Below are 22,220 nucleotides of genomic sequence, written 5' to 3'. Positions count from 1 at the left end.
TTCCTTACATTATGATTTAGCTTCATCAGTAGTGGTAGGCGACTGCGTGTCATGCCCGCCCTCTGCATCATGAACAGGTCCCGATTTCTTGCCGGAATTAGGAGCGGGAACTCCGTTTGGTCCAACGTATTGCATAACGACTTGATCGAACAGGCCTTTCGGGAATGCCGAGAAGGACTGCTGTTCGGACGAACCCGGCAGCTTCAACTCTTTAAAGCCTTCCTCCGTAAGAGCAGGCGCCGTTTGCTTCACGCTGTCTACCCAAGCGCGGTAATCCGCATCGGAAGTCGATTTAACGTTAAACGTCATTTTCGCGAATTGCTCGCCAGTGAAGTTTGCGCCCATGCCAAGGAAGTCGCCAACCTCGTCAGCTTGCAGATAAAGAGTCATTGCCATGCCGCTCATCGCGTATATCTGGCCGCCGAGCTGCGGAATCCAGAAGGAGTTCATCGCTTGGTCCGCTGTTACGCGGAAGCGAATCGGCGTGTCCTCCGGAATTTGAAGATAGTTAACAGTGGAAATGCCTTCGTCCGGATAAGTGAAAAGCCATTTCCAGTCGAGCGATGTTGCTTCGATTGTAATAGGCTGTTTAGCCGACTCAAGCGGTTTGCTTGGTTCGAGATCATACGTGTATTTGATCGTCACCGTCGCCAGAATAGCGATAATGATGATAGGGATTGCCCACCAAATGGTCTCCAGCTTTGTGCTGTGCTCCCAGTTAGGCTGGTAGCCCGCTTTATTGTCTTTCTTATCGCGGTAACGCCACACGATAATCGCAGTCAGGATCAGGACCGGAACGAGAATGATCGCACACAGCCAGACAGTGATCCAGATGAGATCTTTTTGCGATTCGCCGATCGGCCCTTTAGGATCGAGGACGACGTATTGGTCGCTGCAGCCGGACAGCATAACGGCTATCAGCATAATCATCAACGGAACCAGAAAGCGAATGTACTTCCTCATGATTTGTTTCAACTCCTCAATATTGCTTCTTGTCATTAAGATTAGCAGAAGTCGCTCAAAATAACTGCTGGCTTAACAATTACGACAACAATTCGTCTTTTTTCTGTAAAAGAAAGTTCACTATATTGACAACTGTGCCTTTTTTCCTTGGAAATAAAACACAAAAAAGCCGCCTCCCGTCAATATTGACGAAAAGGCGGCTCTTTAAAAAGCAGATTTGACTTCACAAAATAGGTTTGGATGGGTCATCGTTTTGTTCGTCTTCTTTTGCCTGATGGATTCTTGCATGGACCAGACCTATAGCTGTGCCGATGGTGTAAATAAATACGCTGCCGACAAGGCAACCGACACCAATCATCAGAGTTGTATTCTTATCACTAAAGTGGCTGATTTTGATTAGGCATAACAACACACCTACTGTCAAACATGTCCATGCAAATATAGTCATTAGAGTAACGAGACGTTTCACGCTTGCAGCTGTTACTTCCGAATCCGACTTTACATTGCTTACCGTTGCAGTTTTCGTAGCCATCTGAAACACTCCCATAAAGTTTGTAAGTGCTTACTTCTTGGTTCTACTATACCACAGTATATGGCGTTTGTTCAAAGAAATTTCACTTTTTGATCATATTTCGGACAAATTTTAATTCCAAGAGATGCTAATTCTTCCACCAGCGCTTCAGATCGCTCCACCAGGATCCGCTGCTATCCTTGGCTGCATGGTCCGCCGGGGCATCTTTCGCCGCTGGTCCGCCGCAAACCTCGGTAGGCTCCGTGCCCGCCACAAAGGATTCAAGCCGTTTGTTCGCGCAGGTGGCTGCTGCTAGCTTGCCGCTCTCCGGATCGACATATACGTTAACGACGCCGTCCGGAATCGGAAAGATCTTAGGCGGAATGGCAGATAGCGCCTGCTCGGTAAACTGGGCGAAGATCGGAGCCGCGCGGTGCGCTTCGGTTACGGTCAGCTTGCGGTTCTTGTCATAGCCTACCCATACGGCGGTAGCCAGTTCCGGCGTATAGCCGACCAGCCAGGCATCCGTTGAGGTGGTCCCGGTCTTGCCGGCTACCGGTCTCTTAATAATGGAAGAAACGCGGCTCGCTGTACCGCCTCCCTCGAACACGCTCTCCATCAGACTGGTCATGACATAGGCCTCTGCCGGATTAATAACCTGTTCTTCGTGACGCTCCGCTTCATATATAATACGACCGTTCTTATCGGTGATGCGCAAGATCGCGACAGGCTCTACTTTTACCCCGGCATTTGCAATAACGGAGAAAGCGGAGGCCATCTCCAGCGGACTAACCGGGAAGGTGCCAAGCGCCAGGGAAGGAACCGGGTTCATCGGGCTTGTAATGCCCAACTTGCGTGCCGTCTCGATAACGCGGTCGGCGCCCACCGTCATAATGGTGTTCACGGCGTATATGTTATCCGAGCTCGCAATCGCAGTGCGCATATCAATGAAGTCGTTAAAATATTTGTCGTTATAGTTGTGCGGTTCATACTTCTTCCGTCCCTCATCGTATGTAAAAGCCGTCGGCTCGCTTTTGAACCGGGTGACCGGCGTCATAAAGCCGCTATGCAGCGCCGTCAGATACAGCACCGGCTTGAACGAGGAGCCGGGCTGGCGGGTTTGGGCAAGCGCCCGGTTGAATTGATTCGTCTTATAGTCGCGTCCGCCAACCATTGCTTTAATATACCCGTTGCGCGGGTCAATAGAAACAAGCGCCGCCTGCTGCTCCCCGCTGCCGGCCAGTCCGTTCTTGACGGCATCCTCCGCGGCGCGCTGCGCGGCAGAGTCCAGCGTCGTATAGATCGTAACGCCGCCTTCATTAAATAGCTGCTCATTGATGCCTAGCTTATCGACGGCTATGTAACGTATATAATCGCGGAAATAGGGAGCAAAGCCCGCTTGTTCGCCGGAACCAAGCGGCTGGAAGTTCAGGACTTCCTTGTAAGCAGCATCCGCTTGCTCCTGCGTAATGTCGCCGGATTCGGTCATGGCATGCAGAATGGTCAGCTGCCGGTCCTTCGCGTTTTTCATATCCATGAACGGCGAATAATATTTGGGTCCCTTCGGAATGCCGGCCAGCATGGCGCTTTCCGCAAGCGTTAACTGCGAGGCATGCTTTTTGAAATACAGCTGGGAAGCCGCTTCAATTCCGTAGGCGCCATGACCGTAATAAATCTGATTCAGGTAAAGGCCAAGAATCTCGTCCTTGGAGTAATTCATCTCCAGCTGGACCGTATACATGGCTTCCTTCAGCTTGCGCTGCCACGTCTTCTCGTGAGTGAGATACAGGTTGCGGGCGAGCTGCTGCGTCAGCGTGCTGGCTCCTTGCTTGGCCGACATCGTCTCCACGTTGACCAAAACGGCACGGGCCATGCCTTTCATATCAAACCCTTTATGCTCGTAGAAGCGGTGGTCTTCGATCGCCAGCGTCGCTTCCACCAAGTAAGGGGAAATTTCTTTGAGCGGTACGGAGCTGCGATTCTCTCCGGTATGGAACGTATCGATCACCTGTCCCTGCAGATCAAGCATGCGGGAGGATTGGCTGATCGACGTGACCGGAAGAGATTGAAATTTTAAGTAAAGGAGCATGGACACAATGCCAAGCACGACGACAGAGGAAATGGCTGCGGTTAAGCGCAGGCTTTTTTTGAACCTCATAACATGAGGAAGAAAACGTTCGGTTATAATAGGAAAAGCATATTTGCGGCGCGGCTTGCCCGGCCTGATCTGCTGCTTCTTCATGATGGTGCTCCCTTCGCAAGAACGACCTTTTCCTTAGTATGGAAAAACGTAGGTGGCGATATTCATGGAAGCGAGCAGAAAAGGTTGATTTTTCGCCCCGAACTACTATAATACATGGTGAACCATTGACGGAAAGAAGGGATTTATCGAAATGGAATTGTGGTATACAGAAAAACAAACCGAGAACTTCGGCATTACGGCGAAGATTACAAAAACGTATGTAAATGAACAAACTGAGTTTCAACAGCTCGATATGATCGAAACGGAAGAATTCGGCACCATGCTGGTTCTCGACGGTATGGTCATGACTACGGTTAAAGATGAGTTCGTGTATCACGAAATGGTAGCCCATCCGGTACTCTTCACGCATCCGAACCCGGAGCATGTGCTTGTTGTAGGCGGCGGCGACGGCGGCGTTATCCGTGAAATTATGAAGCATCCGAAAGTGAAGAAGGCCGTTCTCGTCGATATCGACGGCAAGGTTATCGAGTATTCGAAGAAATACCTGCCGACCATCGCAGGCGAGTTGGACAACCCTCGCGTTGAAGTGCTCGTTAACGACGGTTTCATGCATATTCATGATCATAAAAATACTTACGACGTCATTATGGTTGACTCCACGGAGCCGGTTGGCCCTGCGGCTAACCTGTTCACTCGCGGCTTCTACCAAGGCATCTACGAAGCGTTGAAGGAAGACGGCATCTTCGTGGCTCAAACCGACAACCCTTGGTTCAAGGCCGACCTGATTCAAAGCGTAAACAAAGACGTGAAGGAAGTATTCCCGATCGTTCGCGTATACGGCGCTAACATCCCGACGTACCCAAGCGGTCTGTGGACCTTTACAATGGGCAGCAAGAAGTACGATCCGCTTGAAGTGGACGAGGCTTCCATTGCTGAAATCCCAACGAAGTACTACACTCCGCGCCTTCACAAAGCGGCGTTCGTTCTGCCTAAATTCGTTGAAGATCTCGTGAAGTAATATTAATAGTAACGTTTCGTGCGAAGAGACGACCTTCTCCCGCGGCTTTAATAAGCTGCGCGAATTAGGCGTCTCTTTTTTTACCACAATAGAATTGATAAGATTTGATAACCGTTGAAAACCGTAATTCGATTTGGCGATAAAACCCACCTATAAACGCGGCCGCTCAGAATACGTAATAAAGATTTTTGATGCAGAGCTAAAAGGAGTGGATGGTACATGGATACCGAACAAGAGCAAACGGAGCGCATCTATTCATTTCCGCCGGTCATTGACGAACGGGCCCGCGTATTGGTGCTGGGTACGGCGCCAAGCGTGAAGTCGCTGGAACACCGGCAGTTCTACGGTCACCCCCGCAATTATTTTTGGGGAATGGTGTATGGTTTGTTTGGCGACGGAACGCCGGATGAGGAGTACGGGAAGCGTCTCGCTTTTTTGCAGGATCATCATATGGCCGTGTTTGACGTAATTAAGTCCTGCGAACGGCCCGGCAGCCTTGACGTAAACATCAAGAACGAGGAACCCAATGATCTGCCTGCTTTGGTGGGCAAGTATCCGGGGCTGAAATGCTTTGCTTTTAATGGAAGCAAGGCGTACGATACGTTTCGCAAATACTACCGCGATCATCCGGCACTGCAGCATCTTACCCTTTTGAAAATGCCTTCGACAAGTCCGATTCCCACGCAAAAGATGCGCAATTTGGAGGACCGGATTGGAGCCTGGAAGGCGATTCTTCCGTACCTGGAGTTACCGGAATAGCGCACAATCGTTGAAATTAAGGGGCTTCCTGTATATAGTAGTAACATACGAGAAGACTGGAGATATAGGAGCTTTTGCGATGCAAGACAGAATGGCGGTTAAAATTACGCTGACAAGCACCCAGGATGGGGAGTCCGTCGTACATACTTATTCAGGGGAATGGTTCCGGAAGGAACGGACGGTTTATATCCGGTACGAAGAGCCTGTGGAGGGAAGTGCTTCTCCCATTCGGACGCTTGTGTGTTACCGGGAGGACGAGCTGTCGATCACGCGCCGGGGCGTCGTTGAATCGGAACAGTTGTTTGTGCCCGGAGAAATGCGAAGAAACGGCTACTACCGCTCTCCCTATACATCGTTTCAGATGGAGACGGCAACCGCATTTATTGAACTTAAGGGAGAGGGCGGCGAGAAGCCGGCTTCCGCAGAACCGCCATGCGCGATTGAGTGGCAGTATGAACTATGGATGAATGAACATTTGTCGGGCCGGTTCCTTAACCGGCTCCATATACAGGAGGAGAAACAATGAGTACGAACGTGTTGGAGCAAATGTATGAGAAGGTGAAGGAGGCCATAGCCGATGCCGCGGTAGCAGGCGGCCTCGCTTCCCGCGAGGAGCTTCCCGCCTTTGTGCTGGAGGTGCCGAAGGATAAGGCGCACGGCGACCTGGCGACAAACGCGGCTATGCAGCTGACCAAGCTGGCGAAGAAAAACCCGCGTCAAATCGCCGAGACGATTATCGCGAACCTGAACGGCGAGAAGTTCGGCATTCAATCGGCCGAGATTGCCGGCCCGGGCTTTATTAACTTTCGCATAGACAAAAGCTATTTATATTCCGTTATTGGCGAGATTACGGCTGCGGGAGACAACTATGGACGCACAAACGATGGATCCGGCCAACGCGTGGAAGTTGAATTCGTCAGCGCCAATCCGACAGGCAACCTGCACCTTGGCCATGCGCGCGGCGCTGCCGTGGGCGATGCGCTTTGCAACGTGCTGGACTTCGCAGGTTATGAGGTAACCCGCGAGTACTATATTAATGACGCGGGCAACCAGGTCAACAACCTGGCGCGTTCGATTGAAGCACGCTACCGCCAAGCGCTTGGTCAAGACGCGCAAATGCCGGAAGACGGCTACCATGGCGAAGACATCGTTGGTTTTGGTAAGCTGCTTGCGGAAGAGAAGGGCGACAGCCTTCTATCGCTGTCTGATGAAGAGCGCTTCGCATTCTTCCGCCAATACGGTCTTGAAAAAGAACTCGACAAAATCAAACGCGACCTTGGACGCTTCCGCGTGGGCTTCGATATCTGGTACAGCGAAACCTCGCTATATGAGAGCGGTCAAGTGGAAAAGGCGCTCGAAGCACTGAAGGCCAAAGGCCAAGTGTACGAGGAAGAAGGCGCTACATGGCTATCGACGATGCCGTACGGCGACGACAAGAACCGCGTTCTTGTGAAAAATGACGGCTCCTACACGTATTTGACGCCGGACATCGCTTACCACCGAGACAAATTCAGCCGCGGCTACGACAAAATGATCAATATCTGGGGCGCCGACCACCATGGCTATATCCCTCGCGTGAAGGCTGCCATGGCTGCGCTTGGCAATGATCCGGACAAGCTGGTTGTGTTGATTGCCCAGATGGTAAGTCTGTTCCAGGACGGCGAAAAAGTGAAAATGTCCAAGCGAACCGGCAAAGCCGTTACAATGCAAGATCTGATGGACGAGGTTGGCGTTGACGCCATTCGTTACTTCTTCACGATGCGCAGCATGGACTCGCATCTTGATTTCGATATGGACCTTGCGATCTCGACTTCGAACGAGAACCCGGTCTTTTACGTGCAATATGCGCATGCCCGCATTTGCAGCATCTTCCGCCAGGCGGAGGAGCAAAGCATTGCCCTCCTGCCGATCAGCGACATCGACTTAGGCAAGCTCTCGTCCGAAGCCGAATTCGACCTGCTTCGCAAGCTCGGCGAGCTGCCGCAGGAAGTGTCGGAAGCTGCGGCTCAATACGCGCCGCATCGCCTGATCCGTTATGTATATGAACTGGCTTCGCAGTTCCACAGCTATTACAAAGCCGAGCGCGTCATTACCGAAGACGCGGCTCAAACCCAGGCGCGCATCGCGCTGCTTGGCGCCGTCCGCACCGTTATCGCCAACACGCTCCGCCTCGTTGGCGTATCGGCTCCGGAGCGGATGTAGTCCGCCCGGTCGTTTTTACCGCAGCAGGCGATTGCTTCGCCAGCGAATACAACAAAGCCGCCAATTCCTTTGGCGGCTTTGCTGCGTTTTGAGAGCGGACGCTTCGTCCCGCTAACTTCAGCAAGAGCGAGCTCTAACCTCGCTTCATACCCCAGTAACTATTGCACACGTTGTAAGGAATACAGTAAATTTCGCTTTTTAGCGAACCCGCTCTATGTACGTTGTATCCAGTGCAGTCCTAAACAAAGAAACCGTTCCGGGGAACTCCCATGGAGCGGTTTTTTTTCGTCCCTAACAGGACCGATGAGTGCGGGCAAGGACAATGTATCTCCCGGGGGAGCGCAGCGCTTGCCTTTGACGACTGAGAAATCTCGTTACGACGAGTACATTCCAAATTTCTCAGCGTCAACAGCAACCGGAGGGAGATACATTGTTCGCCGCCAGTATCCTCACGGCAAACAAAGTCCTTCCCTCATCTCATCGGTCCGCCGCCCCCAGCATCTTCATCACGTCAATCTCCCCGGTATACCGGGGAGCCTTTGTGCTTCGAAGCGGCAGGTACGATTTTTTCAGGATCGCTTTAATCTCCGCGGGAGACAAACCCGGCTTATGAGCCAGCAGCAAAGCGATGGCCCCGCTCACATGGGAGGTAGCCATCGAAGTCCCGCTCATCTCGTGATACTTGCCGCGGAGCCAAGCGGAGAAGATTTTGTCGCCGGGTGCGTATATGTCGATAAACGTACCCCTGTTGCTGAACGGGGCGATTCGCCGCAGTTTGTTTGTAGCCCCGACCGAGATCGTCTGCGGATATCTGGCCGGATAGTCGACCGACCGGCGTTTGCCGTCGTTGCCCGAGGAAGCGACAACGATAACACCGGCGTTATAAGCGTTGTTTATCGCATTGAGGAGAGCTTTGCTGCGTGTTTTCATGCCAAAGCTCATGTTAATAATGTGGACCCTGTTGCGGACGCACCAATCGATGCCGAGAATAATATCGGATACAAAGGCGCTTCCGTTGTGGTCGAATGCTTTTACCGGGAGAATTTGTGCCCGCGGCGCAATGCCGATCATGCCATGCATCTGGTTGGCGGCTGCAATTGTGCCTGTAATGTGCGTGCCGTGACCGTTGTCATCATGGGGCAGCATGCTGCGGTTGAGCAGATTAATGCCTCGCGACAGCGATTGGCGGAGATCGGGATGACTAAAGTCTACGCCGGTATCGATGACGCCGATTTTGATGCGGTGTCCGGTCGTCGAGCTCCAGGCAAGCGGTGCTTTAATCTGCTGTACGCCCCAGGGGATGCCTTTTTCCAGCGGCAAGGTCTTGGCTGCGGTGTGAACGGTAATACGGCGGTCGTCCTCGATCCATACGCCGCCGGAAAAGCCGGATAAAGTTACTTCGACAGGGAGCTTACAAGAAATTGCACGTATGATGCGCATTTGCTTAACCGGCTTCAGTTCCGGGGATGCTGTCGATGCTTCTGACCACTCTTGCAGAAATCGTCGATAGTCACCTTGCTGCTGAAATCGGATAATCCGATTTTTTGTCGTTTGGCCCGTGCAAGCCATCGTGTCCTTCAACCAATGGAGAAAAGCGGTGATGTCCAATTACGCGTCCCCTCCCGACGGACGATGCTGAACTATTGTATGAAACGGGGAGTCAGGCCGCATGAGCAACTTGCCTTTTTTCAGATAATTAGGCGTGGAGCCGTGTCAAAACGGCGTTCAGGACATAGGATGATGTAAGAGTTCTAGCGACTCTTACGCTCCGGTCTAGCATTACTCATGCGTGTTCCGGATGGATACAGTCAAAGCGAAGGGGACAGCCCTTCGCTTTTTTCTTTTTTGCAGGGAAGATTTGCATAGGCGGGAAGCAGCCGGGAGACAGCTTGCTTTTTTGAATAAAATAGGTTTTACTATACTGTGATATTGGTTATGATTACGAAAGTATGAAGATAGCAAGAGAGGATGTGTCCATGTGAGCAACGGCAATATTGCATTGAAGCTCGACCCTGAACGGTTGAAAGAAATGCCTATGGTGGACCTGGCGTTTGAAGTGCTGAAGTCTGCCAATACGCCTTACTACTACCGTGACCTGATGATGGAAATTGCGAAAATTCGCGGACTGTCTGCAGATGAAATCAATCAAGTAATCGCTCAAGTATATACGGAGATTAACATTGACGGCCGTTTCGCCTGCGTTGGCAGCAACATGTGGGGACTGAAACGTTGGTATCCGGTTGAACGCAACGAAGATCCGATTACAAGCGCTAAGCGTCCGCGCATTATTAATGACGATGACGATGATGATGAGGATCTGTTTGCAGACGAAGAAGATGATTCGTATGCCGGCGACGAAGAGGATTACGACGTATACGATGAAGATCGCGAATTCAGCGAATCGGAAGAAGAAGCCGAAGTGGATGAAGAAGTTGGCATCGAAGACGAAGAGCTCGAAGATGAAGAAGTTGACGAGGAACTCGACGCTGATGCCGAGCTTGACGATGAAGATTCCGAAGACGAAGATTTTGAAGACGATGAGGATGAAGAAGACGATAAATAATCGTCCTCAAGCTTGCCGTGTTTAAGCTTGACAGTCCGCATACGGGCAGAGTAAACTATTGCATGGGCTTTAAGATTCGGTTAACGTACCGCATAAGCAGCAATGGCTTACCTTCCCGTTTTTGAAGGATACAAGCCTCTGCGGATTTAGCATTTGCCGCGTTTTTCCGGCAAGCTACACGTTATAATAATATGCCAAATGAAAAGTGCCCCGTGAAGACGGGTGTCACTTTTTTTGTTTGTAGAAGCAAGTTAGAAGCAAGTTCAGGAACCTGATTTGTTCATCCATAAACTGGACAGAGGAATAGAGAGCCTGTAAATCCATGTTTATTGTACAAATGGGAAAACCTAAACATAACCAGAGGAGCATGGAGGGTATTAGCAAAGTGACAAAATATATTTTTGTAACCGGGGGCGTCGTTTCATCGCTTGGCAAAGGAATTACCGCTGCATCACTCGGCCGTCTGCTTAAGAACAGAGGCTTGAAAGTAACGATTCAAAAGTTCGATCCTTATATCAACGTTGACCCGGGAACGATGAGTCCGTACCAGCATGGCGAAGTATTCGTAACCGACGACGGCGCGGAAACAGACCTTGATCTTGGGCATTATGAACGGTTTATTGATATTAACCTGACGAAGTACAGCAGCGTAACGACAGGTAAAATTTATTCGAACGTTATCTCCAAAGAACGTCGCGGCGAATATCTGGGCGGAACGGTTCAGGTTATCCCGCACATTACGAACGAAATCAAGGAGCGCGTATACCGTGCTGGCAAAGAAGCCGGTTCCGACGTTGTTATCACTGAAATCGGCGGTACAGTAGGCGATATCGAAAGCTTGCCTTTCCTTGAAGCCATTCGTCAAATTAAAAGCGACATCGGACGCGACAACGTGATGTACATCCACGTAACGCTTATTCCATATATCAAAGCGGCGGGCGAAGTGAAAACAAAGCCTACGCAGCATAGCGTAAAAGAGCTCCGCAGCATCGGCATCCAGCCGAACGTAATCGTATGCCGTACCGAGCATGCGCTGTCGGAAGACCTGAAACGCAAGATTGGTTTGTTCTGCGATATCGATGCCAACGCGGTTGTTGAATGTATCGATGCTTCTACTTTGTACGAAGTGCCTCTTATGCTTCGCGAGCAAGGTCTCGACGATATTGTAGTAAATCACCTGAAGCTTACAACGAACCAGCCGGACATGACGCAATGGGAAGATCTTGTGGAGCGCGTAAAATCGCTGCATAAGACGACGGAAATCGCTATTGTCGGTAAATATGTTGCGCTGCATGACGCTTATCTGTCCATCGTGGAGGCTCTCGGCCATGCGGGTATCGATGCGGATTCCGAAGTGAAGCTCCGCTGGGTAAACGCGGAAGAGATCGACGACGAGAATGTTGCGGAAATGCTGAAGGGCGTACACGGTATTCTTGTTCCCGGCGGCTTTGGCGATCGCGGTATTGAAGGCAAGGTTTCGGCTATCCGTTATGCCCGCGAGCAGCAAATTCCGTTCTTCGGCATTTGCCTTGGCATGCAGGTTGCCGTTATCGAATACGCGCGCAGCGTAGCCGGCTTGTCGGGCGCGAACAGCGCGGAAATCAATCCTTCGACGCCTTACCCGGTAATCGACCTATTGCCGGATCAGAAAGACATCGAGGATATGGGCGGCACCATGCGTCTTGGCCTTTACCCTTGCAAATTGAAGCCGGGATCGCTTGCGGCTGCAGAATATAACGACGAGCTTGTTTACGAGCGTCACCGTCACCGGTATGAATTCAACAATGAGTACCGTGAGCGTATTGAATCGGCGGGTCTTCGCATTTCCGGTACTTCGCCGGATGGCCGACTGGTGGAAATGGTGGAGCTTCCTGAGCATCCATGGTTCCTTGCGGTTCAATTCCATCCGGAATTCACATCCCGTCCAAACCGTCCGCAACCGCTCTTCCGCGGCTTTGTGCGTGCGGCGTTGAAATACTCCGAGCAGTAAGAACGGTTGTTCTGACATCCAATGTTTCAATTTTTTTAGTGGAAAAGCAGGATAATGTACCTCTTCGCGCGAATATATTAACGATTATGGAAGAGTTGACCAGTTGTGGGTCGAGTCGCGGGAGGTAAATATCTTGGAGAAGAAGAAGCTATTGATCGTTGATGATCAGAATGGCATCCGTGTGCTTCTAATGGAAGTGTTCAGCAGTGAAGGCTACAATACTTTCCAAGCTTCAAACGGTAGGCTGGCATTGGAAATCGTAAAAGCCGAGAACCCTGATCTCGTTCTGCTTGATATGAAGATTCCGGGTATGGACGGGCTTGAAATTTTAAAGCATGTGAAGGCAATTAACCGTGATATCAAAGTCATCATGATGACCGCGTACGGTGAGCTTGATATGATCAAGGAAGCGACCGATCTTGGCGCCGTTATGCATTTCACGAAGCCTTTTGATATTGACGAGATGCGAATTGCGGTTAATATGCAGCTTCATGGCGGTAATTCCAACAACCGTTTTGCGGTAGGGTCCTAAGGGACCCTTTTTTTTATGAGAATTCCCTTTTTCAAGGATTAATTTGCGTGACCAAAATTAAAGGTTTCTCACCCTTTGCCTTCTTCTGTAAGAGAAATACCATTCCCTGTCCCGATATGGTATAATGGCTCAGAATCAACGGTCTAATAGACATTGTTAATCTTTTATTAATGATAAAATTCCGCTTCGCAAGGAAGCGACAACAAGCAAAGTGTACTAAATAGGAGTACGGGATAACGAGCCGCCCATCACGGCGAGCGTGTCAGTATGAGCTCGCGCCATATGGCGGTTTTCCTATGTTTCTTCTTACATTTCGGGAGGACTATATTTGATGGAGAAATTGATGATACGCGGTGGACGTCCGCTGCGGGGCACCGTCCAAATAAGCGGAGCAAAGAACAGTGCCGTCGCTCTGGTTCCGGCTGCCATACTGGCAGAATCAGAAGTGGTATTGGACAATTTGCCCCATTTGAGCGATGTTGTCGTATATAGCGAAATCTTGCAGGACCTCGGAGCTGTCGTAAGCTGGCAGGGCGATGTCATGAAGATTGATCCTTCGCGGCTTGAATCGAAACCGATGCCTAATGGAAAAGTGAAGCTGCTGCGTGCTTCTTATTATTTAATGGGCGCTATGCTTGGACGCTTTGGGGAAGCGATTATCGGATTGCCGGGCGGCTGTAATTTCGAGCCGAGACCAATCGATCAGCATATTAAAGGCTTTGAAGCTTTGGGTGCTACCGTTACTAACGAACAAGGCTCGATGAGGATTCACGCCAAAGAGCTGCGGGGAGCGAAGATTTACCTCGACGTTGTCAGCGTTGGAGCAACTATTAATATAATGCTTGCGGCCTCTCGGGCCAAAGGCTCTACGATTATTGAAAATGCGGCAAAAGAGCCTGAGATTATAGATGTAGCAACGCTTCTGAATGCAATGGGCGCGCGGATCAAAGGCGCGGGCACGGAGACGATCCGGATTGAAGGGGTCGACAGCATGCACGGCTGCCGCCATTCGATTATTCCGGACCGGATTCAAGCGGGCACTTACATGATTGCGGCGGCGGCAACGCGCGGCGACGTGACGATCGACAACGTTATTCCAAAGCATATGGAAGCCATGACCGCGAAGCTTGAAGAAATGGGCGTAACCGTTCAGGAAATGGACGAGTCTATCCGCATTATCGGCGCACCGGAGTATTCGGCCATTGACGTGAAGGCTCTTGTCTATCCGGGCTTTGCCACCGATCTTCAGTCGCCGATGACGACGCTGCTTGCTCAGGCCAAGGGTGTCAGTATCTTGAGCGACTACGTCTACAGCAACCGGTTTAAGCATGTGCCGGAGCTAAACCGGATGGGCGCGAATATACGCGTGGAAGGCCGTTCAGCGATTATTGAAGGCGGAGAGCTGTTTGCGGCGAAGGTAAAAGCTGCCGATCTGCGGGCGGGCGCCGCTCTTGTGATTGCCGGCCTTACCGTGAAGGAAGGAATTACGGAGATTACCGGCGTAGAATATATTGACCGCGGTTATGACAATCTCGTTGACAACCTGCGCAGACTTGGCGCGGATGTTTGGCGGGAAACGGAATAATTTTTTAATTTTAATGAGTGAAACAACCCGGTTTGGCGTTTTTCTGAAAGTTTAGACGAATAGAACTCGTCAAATCGGGTATATAATGATAGCTAAAACTGAATACAAAGTGGTGAGAATATGACTGATCTTCAGATCTCCGATCTCGAAGAAATGAAGCTGACCGAGTTGTACAAATTGGCGAAGCAGTATCAAATACCGTACTACGGCCAGCTGAAGAAGAAGGAATTAATATTTGCAATACTACGGGCACAAGCGGAAAAAAGCGGCCTCATGTTTATGCAGGGTGTACTTGAAACATTGCCGGAAGGCTTTGGCTTCCTACGGCCAATCAACTATTTGCCTAGCAAAGAAGATATTTATATCTCTGCTTCCCAGATTCGAAAGTTCGACTTGCGTACCGGCGACCTTGTATCAGGCAAATGCCGGCTGCCGAAAGACTCTGAGAAATATTTTGGCCTCCTCCAGGTAAACGCCGTTAACGGCACCGATCCTGCGCAAGCGGCCGAAAGACTTCATTTTCCCGCTCTAACTCCTCTTTATCCACAGAAAAAGCTCGTGCTGGAGACGGCATCTTCCAAACTTTCTACGCGAATTATGGATTTGCTTGCGCCTGTTGGCCTTGGCCAACGCGGACTCATTGTAGCGCCGCCAAAAGCGGGCAAAACCTTGCTGCTCAAAGAAATAGCGAACAGTATTTCGACGAATCATCCGGATATCGAGTTGTTTGTGCTGCTTATTGATGAACGCCCGGAGGAAGTAACGGATATGCAGCGTTCCGTGAAGGGCGAAGTGGTGGCATCGACCTTTGATGAAGTGCCTGAGAACCATATAAAAGTAGCCGAGCTGGTGCTCGAGAGGGCGTTGCGGCTGGTAGAACACAAGAAAGACGTTGTTATTCTGCTCGACAGCATTACTCGTCTTGCCCGTGCTTATAACTTAGTGGTGCCGCCATCCGGGCGTACGCTTAGCGGCGGTATTGATCCGGCGGCTTTCCATCGTCCGAAGCGCTTCTTTGGCGCGGCCAGGAATGTGGAAGAAGGCGGCAGTCTGACCATTCTCGCGACTGCGCTGATCGAGACCGGCTCGCGTATGGATGATATCATTTATGAAGAATTTAAAGGTACGGGCAATATGGAGCTGCATCTCGACCGCAAGCTTGCGGAACGACGCATTTTCCCGGCGCTCGATATCCGCAGATCGGGTACGCGCCGCGAAGAGATGCTTTTATCGAAAGAAGAATTGGATAAATTATGGGTTGTGCGCCGCAATATGACCGATACGCCTGACTTCGTCGACGGCTTCCTCAAGAAGCTTGCCGATTCGAAGACCAATGAGGAATTCCTGATGTCGCTTGACACATCGGAAGAAAAGCCCGCCCCGCAGCAGCGGACAAGCGCAGGTACGGGCACTTCGGGTACGGGACTCAAAAGCAGCGCAGCAACCGGAAGGCGACCGGCGCCGCGCACCACGCACGGCTCCTAGTGCCGCCGGAAGGAGGACATCAAGATGAATCTCGTATACGCGGATGAGAAAGGCAATGTGTTTGATCATCCTGACTATATAGCGCTTGGACGCAGCGGTGATATGATCGTCGAATTAATGGAGGACGAGTTGATCCCTCTGCCAAGGGGGGCTACGCTCGTAGGGCTGCCGCATACACGGCCGGTCTTTATGGACCCGGATACCGGCGAAATGAAAATGCTCTCCGGCAATTACCAAGCCGTGGGCGCTCTGCTGCCGCAGGGCTATACCCGGCTGGCGCTGCCAAGCTATGTAAAGACCGATAAGAATGAGAAGTTTCCGCTCTTTGGCTACACCTCTGTCGTTTGGAAAGACGGCGGCTTTTATGTAGCGGCGGAGCAAAGCGACGATCCGTACAAATGGGATCCGCTTAACTGTGACCGCGGAGATGTCCGCAAAGGGGTAGAGCTGCTGACGGCCAAATACCCGGAGAACAGACTGTACAAGCATTTATCGCATTGCGCGCTTGGTTACGAATGCCTAACTTCCTCCAATACGTTCCTTCAGCGCTGGGAGGGCGGCGTGCCCGTTTCTTATTCTTGCAATGCGGGATGCTTCGGCTGTATTTCGGAGCAGCCGGATGACAGCGGGTTTGTTGCGCCTCAGACGCGGATGAACTTCAAGCCGACGGTGGAAGAAATCGTGGAAGTGATGCTGGAGCATCTGAAAACGCCGGAATCGATCATCAGCTTTGGCCAAGGGTGCGAAGGCGAGCCTTCCACGCAGGCCAAAATCATCGTGGAAGCGATGAAGATCGTCAGAAGCCAAACAAACCAGGGCTATATTAATATTAATACGAACGCGGGGCTCACTGACTTTATGCGCGCAATCGTTGACGCGGGTCTTGACCTGATGCGCGTCAGCACGATCAGCGCCATTGACGAGCATTACAATGCTTACTACAAGCCGCGTGCATATACGCTTGCCAATGTGGAGAAATCCTTGAAGTACGCGACCGATAAAGGGGTATACACATCCATCAACTACTTGATCTTCCCCGGGGTAACCGACCGTGAGGAAGAGATCGAAGCGATGATCGGATTTGCGAAGCGGACCGGACTTAAGCTTATTCAAATGCGCAACCTTAATATTGACCCGGAGAGCTATTTGCAGCTGATTCCTCCTGCCAAAGGCGAGATTTACGGGATGAAGCAGATGCTTGAAATCTTCCGGGAAGAGCTGCCGGATGTCGTTATCGGCTCGTACACGCATCTTCCGCCGGCAGCGGCACGCAAGTAGCTGGCAAAACATCGGCATTGCATGCTTGTAATCGTCGTGCTATAATCCGTGTTGTGTGATTTATAACTCTGAGCCCGCATGTGGTTCAGGGCAGAAAGAGGTGAACGAGATGAAACAAGGTATTCATCCGACATACCACGTATCCAACATCACTTGCGCTTGCGGTAACACGTTCGAGACTGGTTCGATTAAATCGAATCTTCGCGTAGAGGTTTGTTCCGCATGTCACCCGTTCTTCACGGGTAAGCAAAAGTTCTTGGATGCAGGCGGTCGCGTCGATCGTTTCAAAAAGAAATACGGCATTTAATCTCATCTGCCGCTTAATTTGGCAGAATAAGAAAACCTCCCTTAGCCATCCTATGGTTAAAGGGAGGTTTTTTGATTGCTTACCAAAAAGATGCTGCGCCGCAAGCTGCGCTTAATATTTATGGGATTTGCGATTCCTGCTTTGGTCATCGCTGGTTTAACGGGCTGCGCTGCCGACGGCGTGAACGATGGTCACCGGACGAATGACGGCAAGATGGAAACCTATGGCCATGACGGCTATATGGGCTACTCCAACAGCAATCCGAATCTGCCTAATAACAAGACATTCCTTAATTACGATACGGACAGGAAGCTTATAAATCGGGTGCTGCAGCCGATTGAAGGGATTAAAAGCAGCCGTGTCGCGTTTAATGGCGGGGATCTTACCGTTCATATCAAGGCTGCTTCCAATTTGACGGATGCCCAGCTCGAGGCACTCCGGGCAAAGACGGAGCAAGCTGTCCAGCTTAACATGCCGCGCTATCATGTTAAAGTGAAGGCGTCCCGTTAATTCAGGGCTGCCAATATCATACGGTTGCGCTTTGCGTTTGGATGGGCTATACTTAGTTTTGCCGTGCTAGATGGGGAGTTAGCGGTGCCCTGTAACTCGCAATCCGCTTTAGCGAGGTTGAATTCCTGCTTTAGGTTATGTGATGCAGGGTTTGGCGCTTGCAATCAGCGTTGACGGTTGGGTCCTCCGCAATGGACGCTTGTGAACCTGGTCAGGTCCGGAAGGAAGCAGCCATAAGCAAGTTAGTTCATGTGCCGGGGGAGTGCCTGACCCGAGCTGAGACGCAAGAGTGCCGCCTGGATCGCATGTTATCGAGGGCAGGTGCACGGTTCATCATTTTCATAGCTTGAGTGAAGGACACCAGCGATATGGATCTGTTTTGAAGAAGCAGATGCCATGAATGCAGGTGTTTTTGTTTTGCTTATAGACATCATGATGTATAATAGAGAACAAGAATGAGCAAGCGGAAGGGAACGTAAACGCGTGAGTCATATTGCATTATATCGTGCCTGGCGTCCGCAGACGTTCCAGGATATGGTTGGACAACGGCATATTATACAAACGCTGCAAAATGCGATTCGAGAGAATCGTGTTTCGCACGCCTATTTATTTAATGGTCCCCGGGGAACGGGGAAAACAACGGCGGCCAAGGTATTGGCGAAAGCGGTTAACTGCGAACGGGGCCCTGCAGAAGAGCCTTGTAACGAATGCGATGCATGCCGCGGCATAACAGCCGGTCATGTTATGGACGTTGTCGAGATTGACGCGGCGTCCAACCGGGGTATTGACGAAATACGGGACATTAGAGACAAAGTCCGTTACGCCCCGTCTGAAGTTCGGTATAAAGTGTATATTATTGATGAAGTCCATATGTTGACGTCCGAGGCGTTTAATGCGCTCCTCAAGACGTTAGAGGAGCCGCCTGGGCATGTCATCTTTATTTTGGCGACTACGGAGCCTCATAAGCTTCCGGCTACGATTATTTCGCGGTGTCAAAGATTCGACTTTCGGCAAGTCTCGCTGGAAGAACAATCGGAACGGTTGCTTGAAATTTGCCGGGAAGAAGGCATTGAAGCGGAAGAGGACGCGATCGCTTATATTGCCCGTTTATCCGAAGGCGGGATGCGCGATGCGATTAGCTTGCTTGAGCAGGTAGCTGCTTTTGGCGGGTCGAGAATTACTCTTGACGGTGCTGTTGACGTAACGGGAGGCATGGCGGCGGATCAGTTCTATGCGCTGGCAGAGGCAATCCGGGATCGTAATGTCGCAGCAATCATGCCGCTGGTAGAGGGATTGACGCAGGCCGGGAAAAGCGCGGACAAATGCATGGAGAATCTAATCTTCTATTTCCGTGATCTGCTTGTATTAAAGCTAGCTCCTCAGGGTGCTGTAACGGAACGGGTGGTTGACGCCGAGCGGTTCCGCGGGATGGCCGATGCTTTTAGCTCCGAGCGGTTATTTAAGATGATCGATACGCTTAATGGGTACCAATCGGATATGAAGCATGCTTCGCAGCCGCAGACGCTGTTTGAAGTAGCTTTGATGAAAATTTGTACAATCGGTAACGAGGGTGTTGTTGGTGCGGGTAGCGGCGGCGGTGCCGCAGCGTCTTCCCCGCCCGCCGCATCGGCTGAAGTGCAGCGACTTCGCCAGCAGGTAGAGATCCTTGAGCGAAAACTGGAGCAGCTTATTCAAAATGGCGGTGCTGCTGGTTCAGGTGCCGGAGCGGGTGATGGCGGCGGGGTCCGACAGCCTGCGAGCCAGTCGCGGCGCGGCGGCTTTGGCGGCAGCGGAGCTGCGGTCAGCCGCTCTACCGTCAAGCTTGATCCGTTTGTTGCCGCAGCCGGCAGTCCTGGCACAGGGCAAGTTCGGATGAAGTGGAACGAAGTGCTTCACCGGGTAAAGGAAGCGAGAATTACCGTTCACGCCTGGCTCGTTGACGGCGAACCGGTAGCCGCAACGGATTCTACGATTCTTGTTGCCTTCAAGAATACGATGCACCGGGAAACCACGGAGCGGCCGGCACACCGGGAAATTATCGAACGGGTGATGCAGGACGTATTCGGCAATCCGGTCAAGCTTGCAACCTGCATGCTGAAGGAATGGCAGAATGCGGCCAGCCGCTCAGGCGAGCAGGAAGGCGAAACGCTGGAATTGCAGCCGGATGCGATTGACACCGGGGAGGAGCAGCGTCCACAATGGGTAGAGGAAGCTGTTAAGCTTTTTGGTGAAGACTTAGTTGTAATTAAAGAAGATAATTAACTATTACGATGAGGTGATAAGTCATGAATAACATGAACCAAATGATGAAGCAAGTGAAGAAAATGCAAGAGCAAATGATGAAAGCTCAAGAAGAGCTTGTGAACAAAACGGTTGAAGGTACGGCTGGCGGCGGCGTTGTAACCGTGGTAGCGAACGGCCACAAGAAAATCCTTAGCATCGCGATCAAACCTGAAGCGGTGGATCCGGATGATGTTGAAATGCTGCAAGACCTTGTTTTGACAGCCGTTAATGACGTGCTGGCAAAAGTAGACGAAATTGCGAACCAGGATATGGGCAAATTCACTGGCGGCATGAAAATTCCAGGTTTGTTCTAGGTTGAATTGCTGTCTATATAACATATAAAAGCTGCACGCTGACGCCGCCGCAAGGGCGGCGTCAGCCGTTTAAGCTGGGGGCTTGAAAGGGGCTGCGCGTTTTGTTTTATCCCGAACCGATAGCGAAGCTGATTGATGCCTTTACGCGGCTTCCGGGCGTTGGACCGAAGACAGCCGCAAGATTGGCTTTTCATGTGCTTCGCATGAAAGAAGATGATGTCATTGATTTCGCAAAAGCGCTTGTCAGCGTTAAGCGAAATCTGACGTACTGCTCCGTCTGCTGCAATATTACCGATACCGATCCATGCCGGATTTGCCAGGATAAAACGCGCGATAACTCCGTTATTTGCGTGGTCCAGGAATCGAAGGACCTTGTGGCCATGGAACGGACGAAGGAATTTCAAGGACATTACCACGTGCTTCAGGGTGCCATTTCCCCTATTGAGGGTATTGGACCGGATCAGATCAAGATTGCGGAGCTGCTCCGCCGTTTGAGCGATGAACGCGTGCAGGAGCTGATCCTGGCGACGAATCCGAATATTGAAGGCGAAGCGACCGCGATGTATATCTCGAGGCTTGTCAAACCGTTTGGTATACGTGTTACGCGGATTGCCCACGGCCTGCCGGTTGGCGGCGACCTTGAATATGCCGATGAGGTTACCTTGTCCAAAGCGCTTGAAGGACGCAGAGAGCTGAGCTAACTTAATATACGAAACAAGAGCCGTTTTCCCGATTTGGGGAAACGGTTCTTGTTTTGAGATACATGCGTTCTAAATAGCTGTCCAAGCCTCTATACATATATAGAAAATGTCTTGTCCCAGATGGGCGAGCAGAGGAGGCGAAGCGCAGTGGCGAACTTATGGCGGGAGATAAAGCAGCCGAGTGAAAGCAAGCATACCGGCGGATTGGAAATGATGAAGACTCAATATCAACCCGTACCGGAACAGGATACGGCTGAATGGAGAGAACATTTGCGGGCGGAGATTGATGAAGCCCATAAAGAGTGGGTGAATGCAACCCGGTTCTTCAACGTTGCCCTTGGCGAAGATCAAATTGATTATGCCATCTACGCGTTGATCACGGCGGAAAAGCGGTACGAGATGCTTATTCGGATTGCCAAGCGGACTTGCAAGGTATGGCCGGAATGGAGAGGGGGATTGCAATGAAAACATTATGGCTGGCGATGCTGATCTTATCCTCGGTCGCGCTTGTTGGCGTGCTTGTAAGGCAGAAGCTCTCGTGGACGTTGCTTCGCAATTTTGCTATCCACATTGTACTGGCAGCTGCAGTCCTGTATGTGTTAAATTTCTCCGGACTTATCCCTAATATATATATACCGCTAAATCCGGTTACAATAGGTACTGTTGTCGTGCTTGGAGTGCCTGGAATCGCGCTAATCGCCGGGGTTCAGTACTTTATTGTCTGAACCCTTAAAGTTTTTTGGACGAAGGGTTGACCTTACGGAATGATTCATGGTATATTACTTCTCGCGCCAAGTGCAAGGAAATAAAAGCTTCGAAAAAGTTTTTAAAAAAAGTACTTGCAATCATCTAGGCGAATGTGATATATTATAAAAGTCGCCGCTGAGAAACAAGGCGATGAACGAAAAAACAAATTGTTCTTTGAAAACTGAACAACGAGCGAAACTGCCCCGTTATTTATAACGGAAAAGCGATTTTTTAAATGAATGAGCAAGTCAAACACTTTAATGGAGAGT

21 protein-coding genes and 1 other RNA gene are annotated in these 22,220 nt (G+C 50.9%); 18 read left to right on the top strand and 4 right to left on the bottom strand.

Annotated elements, in window-relative coordinates:
* Positions 1-9: 9 nt before the first annotated feature.
* The 3 genes from cyoA to WFK81_RS29520 all read right to left on the bottom strand — a co-directional run bounded on the left by cyoA (position 10) and on the right by WFK81_RS29520 (position 3,716).
* Positions 10-963 carry a ubiquinol oxidase subunit II gene (gene cyoA, locus WFK81_RS29530; RefSeq protein ID WP_336790860.1) on the bottom strand — a complete coding sequence of 318 codons (954 nt, stop codon included), beginning with the start codon at positions 961-963 and terminating at the stop codon, positions 10-12.
* 223 nt (positions 964-1,186) lie between these two features.
* Positions 1,187-1,495, bottom strand: coding sequence for a hypothetical protein (locus tag WFK81_RS29525; RefSeq protein ID WP_336790859.1), 309 nt, complete (start codon positions 1,493-1,495; stop codon positions 1,187-1,189).
* A gap of 127 nt (positions 1,496-1,622) precedes the next feature.
* The gene (locus WFK81_RS29520) at positions 1,623-3,716 is read right to left on the bottom strand and encodes a transglycosylase domain-containing protein (RefSeq protein ID WP_336790858.1); all 2,094 of its coding nucleotides are present in this window, start codon (positions 3,714-3,716) and stop codon (positions 1,623-1,625) included.
* A gap of 151 nt (positions 3,717-3,867) precedes the next feature.
* Here WFK81_RS29520 and speE point away from each other — a divergent pair, with 151 nt between their 5' ends.
* The 4 genes from speE (at position 3,868) to argS (ending at position 7,656) form a co-directional block, all read left to right on the top strand.
* Positions 3,868-4,695 (top strand): polyamine aminopropyltransferase, encoded by an 828-nt coding sequence (gene speE / locus WFK81_RS29515; protein WP_132312458.1) that lies wholly within the window; start codon positions 3,868-3,870, stop codon positions 4,693-4,695.
* Positions 4,696-4,914: 219 nt separating this feature from the next.
* Positions 4,915-5,454: a DNA-deoxyinosine glycosylase gene (locus WFK81_RS29510; RefSeq protein WP_336790856.1), complete on the top strand. Its 540-nt coding sequence runs from the start codon at positions 4,915-4,917 to the stop codon at positions 5,452-5,454.
* 79 nt (positions 5,455-5,533) lie between these two features.
* On the top strand, positions 5,534-5,980 hold the full coding sequence (locus WFK81_RS29505; protein WP_336790854.1) for a DUF1934 domain-containing protein: 447 nt from the start codon (positions 5,534-5,536) through the stop codon (positions 5,978-5,980).
* Positions 5,977-7,656 (top strand): arginine--tRNA ligase, encoded by a 1,680-nt coding sequence (argS, locus tag WFK81_RS29500; RefSeq protein WP_336790852.1) that lies wholly within the window; start codon positions 5,977-5,979, stop codon positions 7,654-7,656. Before WFK81_RS29505 ends, argS begins: the two co-directional genes overlap by 4 nt.
* Before the next feature lie 477 nt (positions 7,657-8,133).
* Here argS and WFK81_RS29495 read toward each other — a convergent pair whose 3' ends face one another.
* On the bottom strand, positions 8,134-9,264 hold the full coding sequence (locus WFK81_RS29495) for a S8 family peptidase (protein ID WP_336790850.1): 1,131 nt from the start codon (positions 9,262-9,264) through the stop codon (positions 8,134-8,136).
* A gap of 370 nt (positions 9,265-9,634) precedes the next feature.
* Here WFK81_RS29495 and rpoE point away from each other — a divergent pair, with 370 nt between their 5' ends.
* The 14 genes from rpoE (at position 9,635) to WFK81_RS29425 (ending at position 21,929) form a co-directional block, all read left to right on the top strand.
* Entirely contained in the window at positions 9,635-10,219 is a 585-nt protein-coding gene (gene rpoE, locus WFK81_RS29490) for a DNA-directed RNA polymerase subunit delta (protein ID WP_442956110.1), read from the top strand.
* 385 nt (positions 10,220-10,604) lie between these two features.
* The gene (locus tag WFK81_RS29485) at positions 10,605-12,209 is read left to right on the top strand and encodes a CTP synthase (RefSeq protein WP_336790849.1); all 1,605 of its coding nucleotides are present in this window, start codon (positions 10,605-10,607) and stop codon (positions 12,207-12,209) included.
* A gap of 133 nt (positions 12,210-12,342) precedes the next feature.
* On the top strand, positions 12,343-12,741 hold the full coding sequence (locus WFK81_RS29480; RefSeq protein WP_012772140.1) for a response regulator: 399 nt from the start codon (positions 12,343-12,345) through the stop codon (positions 12,739-12,741).
* A gap of 331 nt (positions 12,742-13,072) precedes the next feature.
* Positions 13,073-14,326: a UDP-N-acetylglucosamine 1-carboxyvinyltransferase gene (locus WFK81_RS29475; RefSeq protein ID WP_336790848.1), complete on the top strand. Its 1,254-nt coding sequence runs from the start codon at positions 13,073-13,075 to the stop codon at positions 14,324-14,326.
* Between the two features lie 120 nt (positions 14,327-14,446).
* The gene (rho, locus tag WFK81_RS29470; RefSeq protein ID WP_336790847.1) at positions 14,447-15,811 is read left to right on the top strand and encodes a transcription termination factor Rho; all 1,365 of its coding nucleotides are present in this window, start codon (positions 14,447-14,449) and stop codon (positions 15,809-15,811) included.
* A 24-nt stretch (positions 15,812-15,835) separates the two neighbouring features.
* Complete coding sequence (locus WFK81_RS29465; protein ID WP_336790845.1) at positions 15,836-17,089, top strand: radical SAM protein; 1,254 nt, start codon at positions 15,836-15,838, stop codon at positions 17,087-17,089.
* Positions 17,090-17,198: 109 nt separating this feature from the next.
* Positions 17,199-17,396 carry a 50S ribosomal protein L31 gene (rpmE, locus tag WFK81_RS29460; protein WP_012772144.1) on the top strand — a complete coding sequence of 66 codons (198 nt, stop codon included), beginning with the start codon at positions 17,199-17,201 and terminating at the stop codon, positions 17,394-17,396.
* A 75-nt stretch (positions 17,397-17,471) separates the two neighbouring features.
* A complete protein-coding gene (locus WFK81_RS29455; protein WP_336790843.1) occupies positions 17,472-17,906 on the top strand; it encodes a hypothetical protein in 435 nt (144 codons plus the stop codon).
* A 61-nt stretch (positions 17,907-17,967) separates the two neighbouring features.
* Positions 17,968-18,235, top strand: an RNA gene (ffs, locus tag WFK81_RS29450) — signal recognition particle sRNA large type.
* Between the two features lie 154 nt (positions 18,236-18,389).
* Positions 18,390-20,168, top strand: a complete 1,779-nt coding sequence (gene dnaX, locus WFK81_RS29445; RefSeq protein ID WP_336790841.1) for a DNA polymerase III subunit gamma/tau — start codon at positions 18,390-18,392, stop codon at positions 20,166-20,168.
* A gap of 23 nt (positions 20,169-20,191) precedes the next feature.
* Positions 20,192-20,503, top strand: a complete 312-nt coding sequence (locus tag WFK81_RS29440; protein ID WP_132312425.1) for a YbaB/EbfC family nucleoid-associated protein — start codon at positions 20,192-20,194, stop codon at positions 20,501-20,503.
* Between the two features lie 101 nt (positions 20,504-20,604).
* Positions 20,605-21,204, top strand: coding sequence for a recombination mediator RecR (gene recR, locus WFK81_RS29435; protein ID WP_127497867.1), 600 nt, complete (start codon positions 20,605-20,607; stop codon positions 21,202-21,204).
* A gap of 147 nt (positions 21,205-21,351) precedes the next feature.
* Positions 21,352-21,669 (top strand): DUF2508 family protein, encoded by a 318-nt coding sequence (locus WFK81_RS29430; protein WP_336790838.1) that lies wholly within the window; start codon positions 21,352-21,354, stop codon positions 21,667-21,669.
* Positions 21,666-21,929 (top strand): pro-sigmaK processing inhibitor BofA family protein, encoded by a 264-nt coding sequence (locus WFK81_RS29425; RefSeq protein ID WP_336790836.1) that lies wholly within the window; start codon positions 21,666-21,668, stop codon positions 21,927-21,929. Before WFK81_RS29430 ends, WFK81_RS29425 begins: the two co-directional genes overlap by 4 nt.
* The last annotated feature ends 291 nt before the right edge of the window (positions 21,930-22,220 follow it).

The organism is Paenibacillus sp. MMO-177, assembly GCF_037147795.1.
In the GTDB taxonomy this organism is placed as follows: domain Bacteria; phylum Bacillota; class Bacilli; order Paenibacillales; family Paenibacillaceae; genus Pristimantibacillus.
Note: the sequence above shows the minus strand (reverse complement) of the source record. Positions and strands in the feature narration are given on the sequence as shown.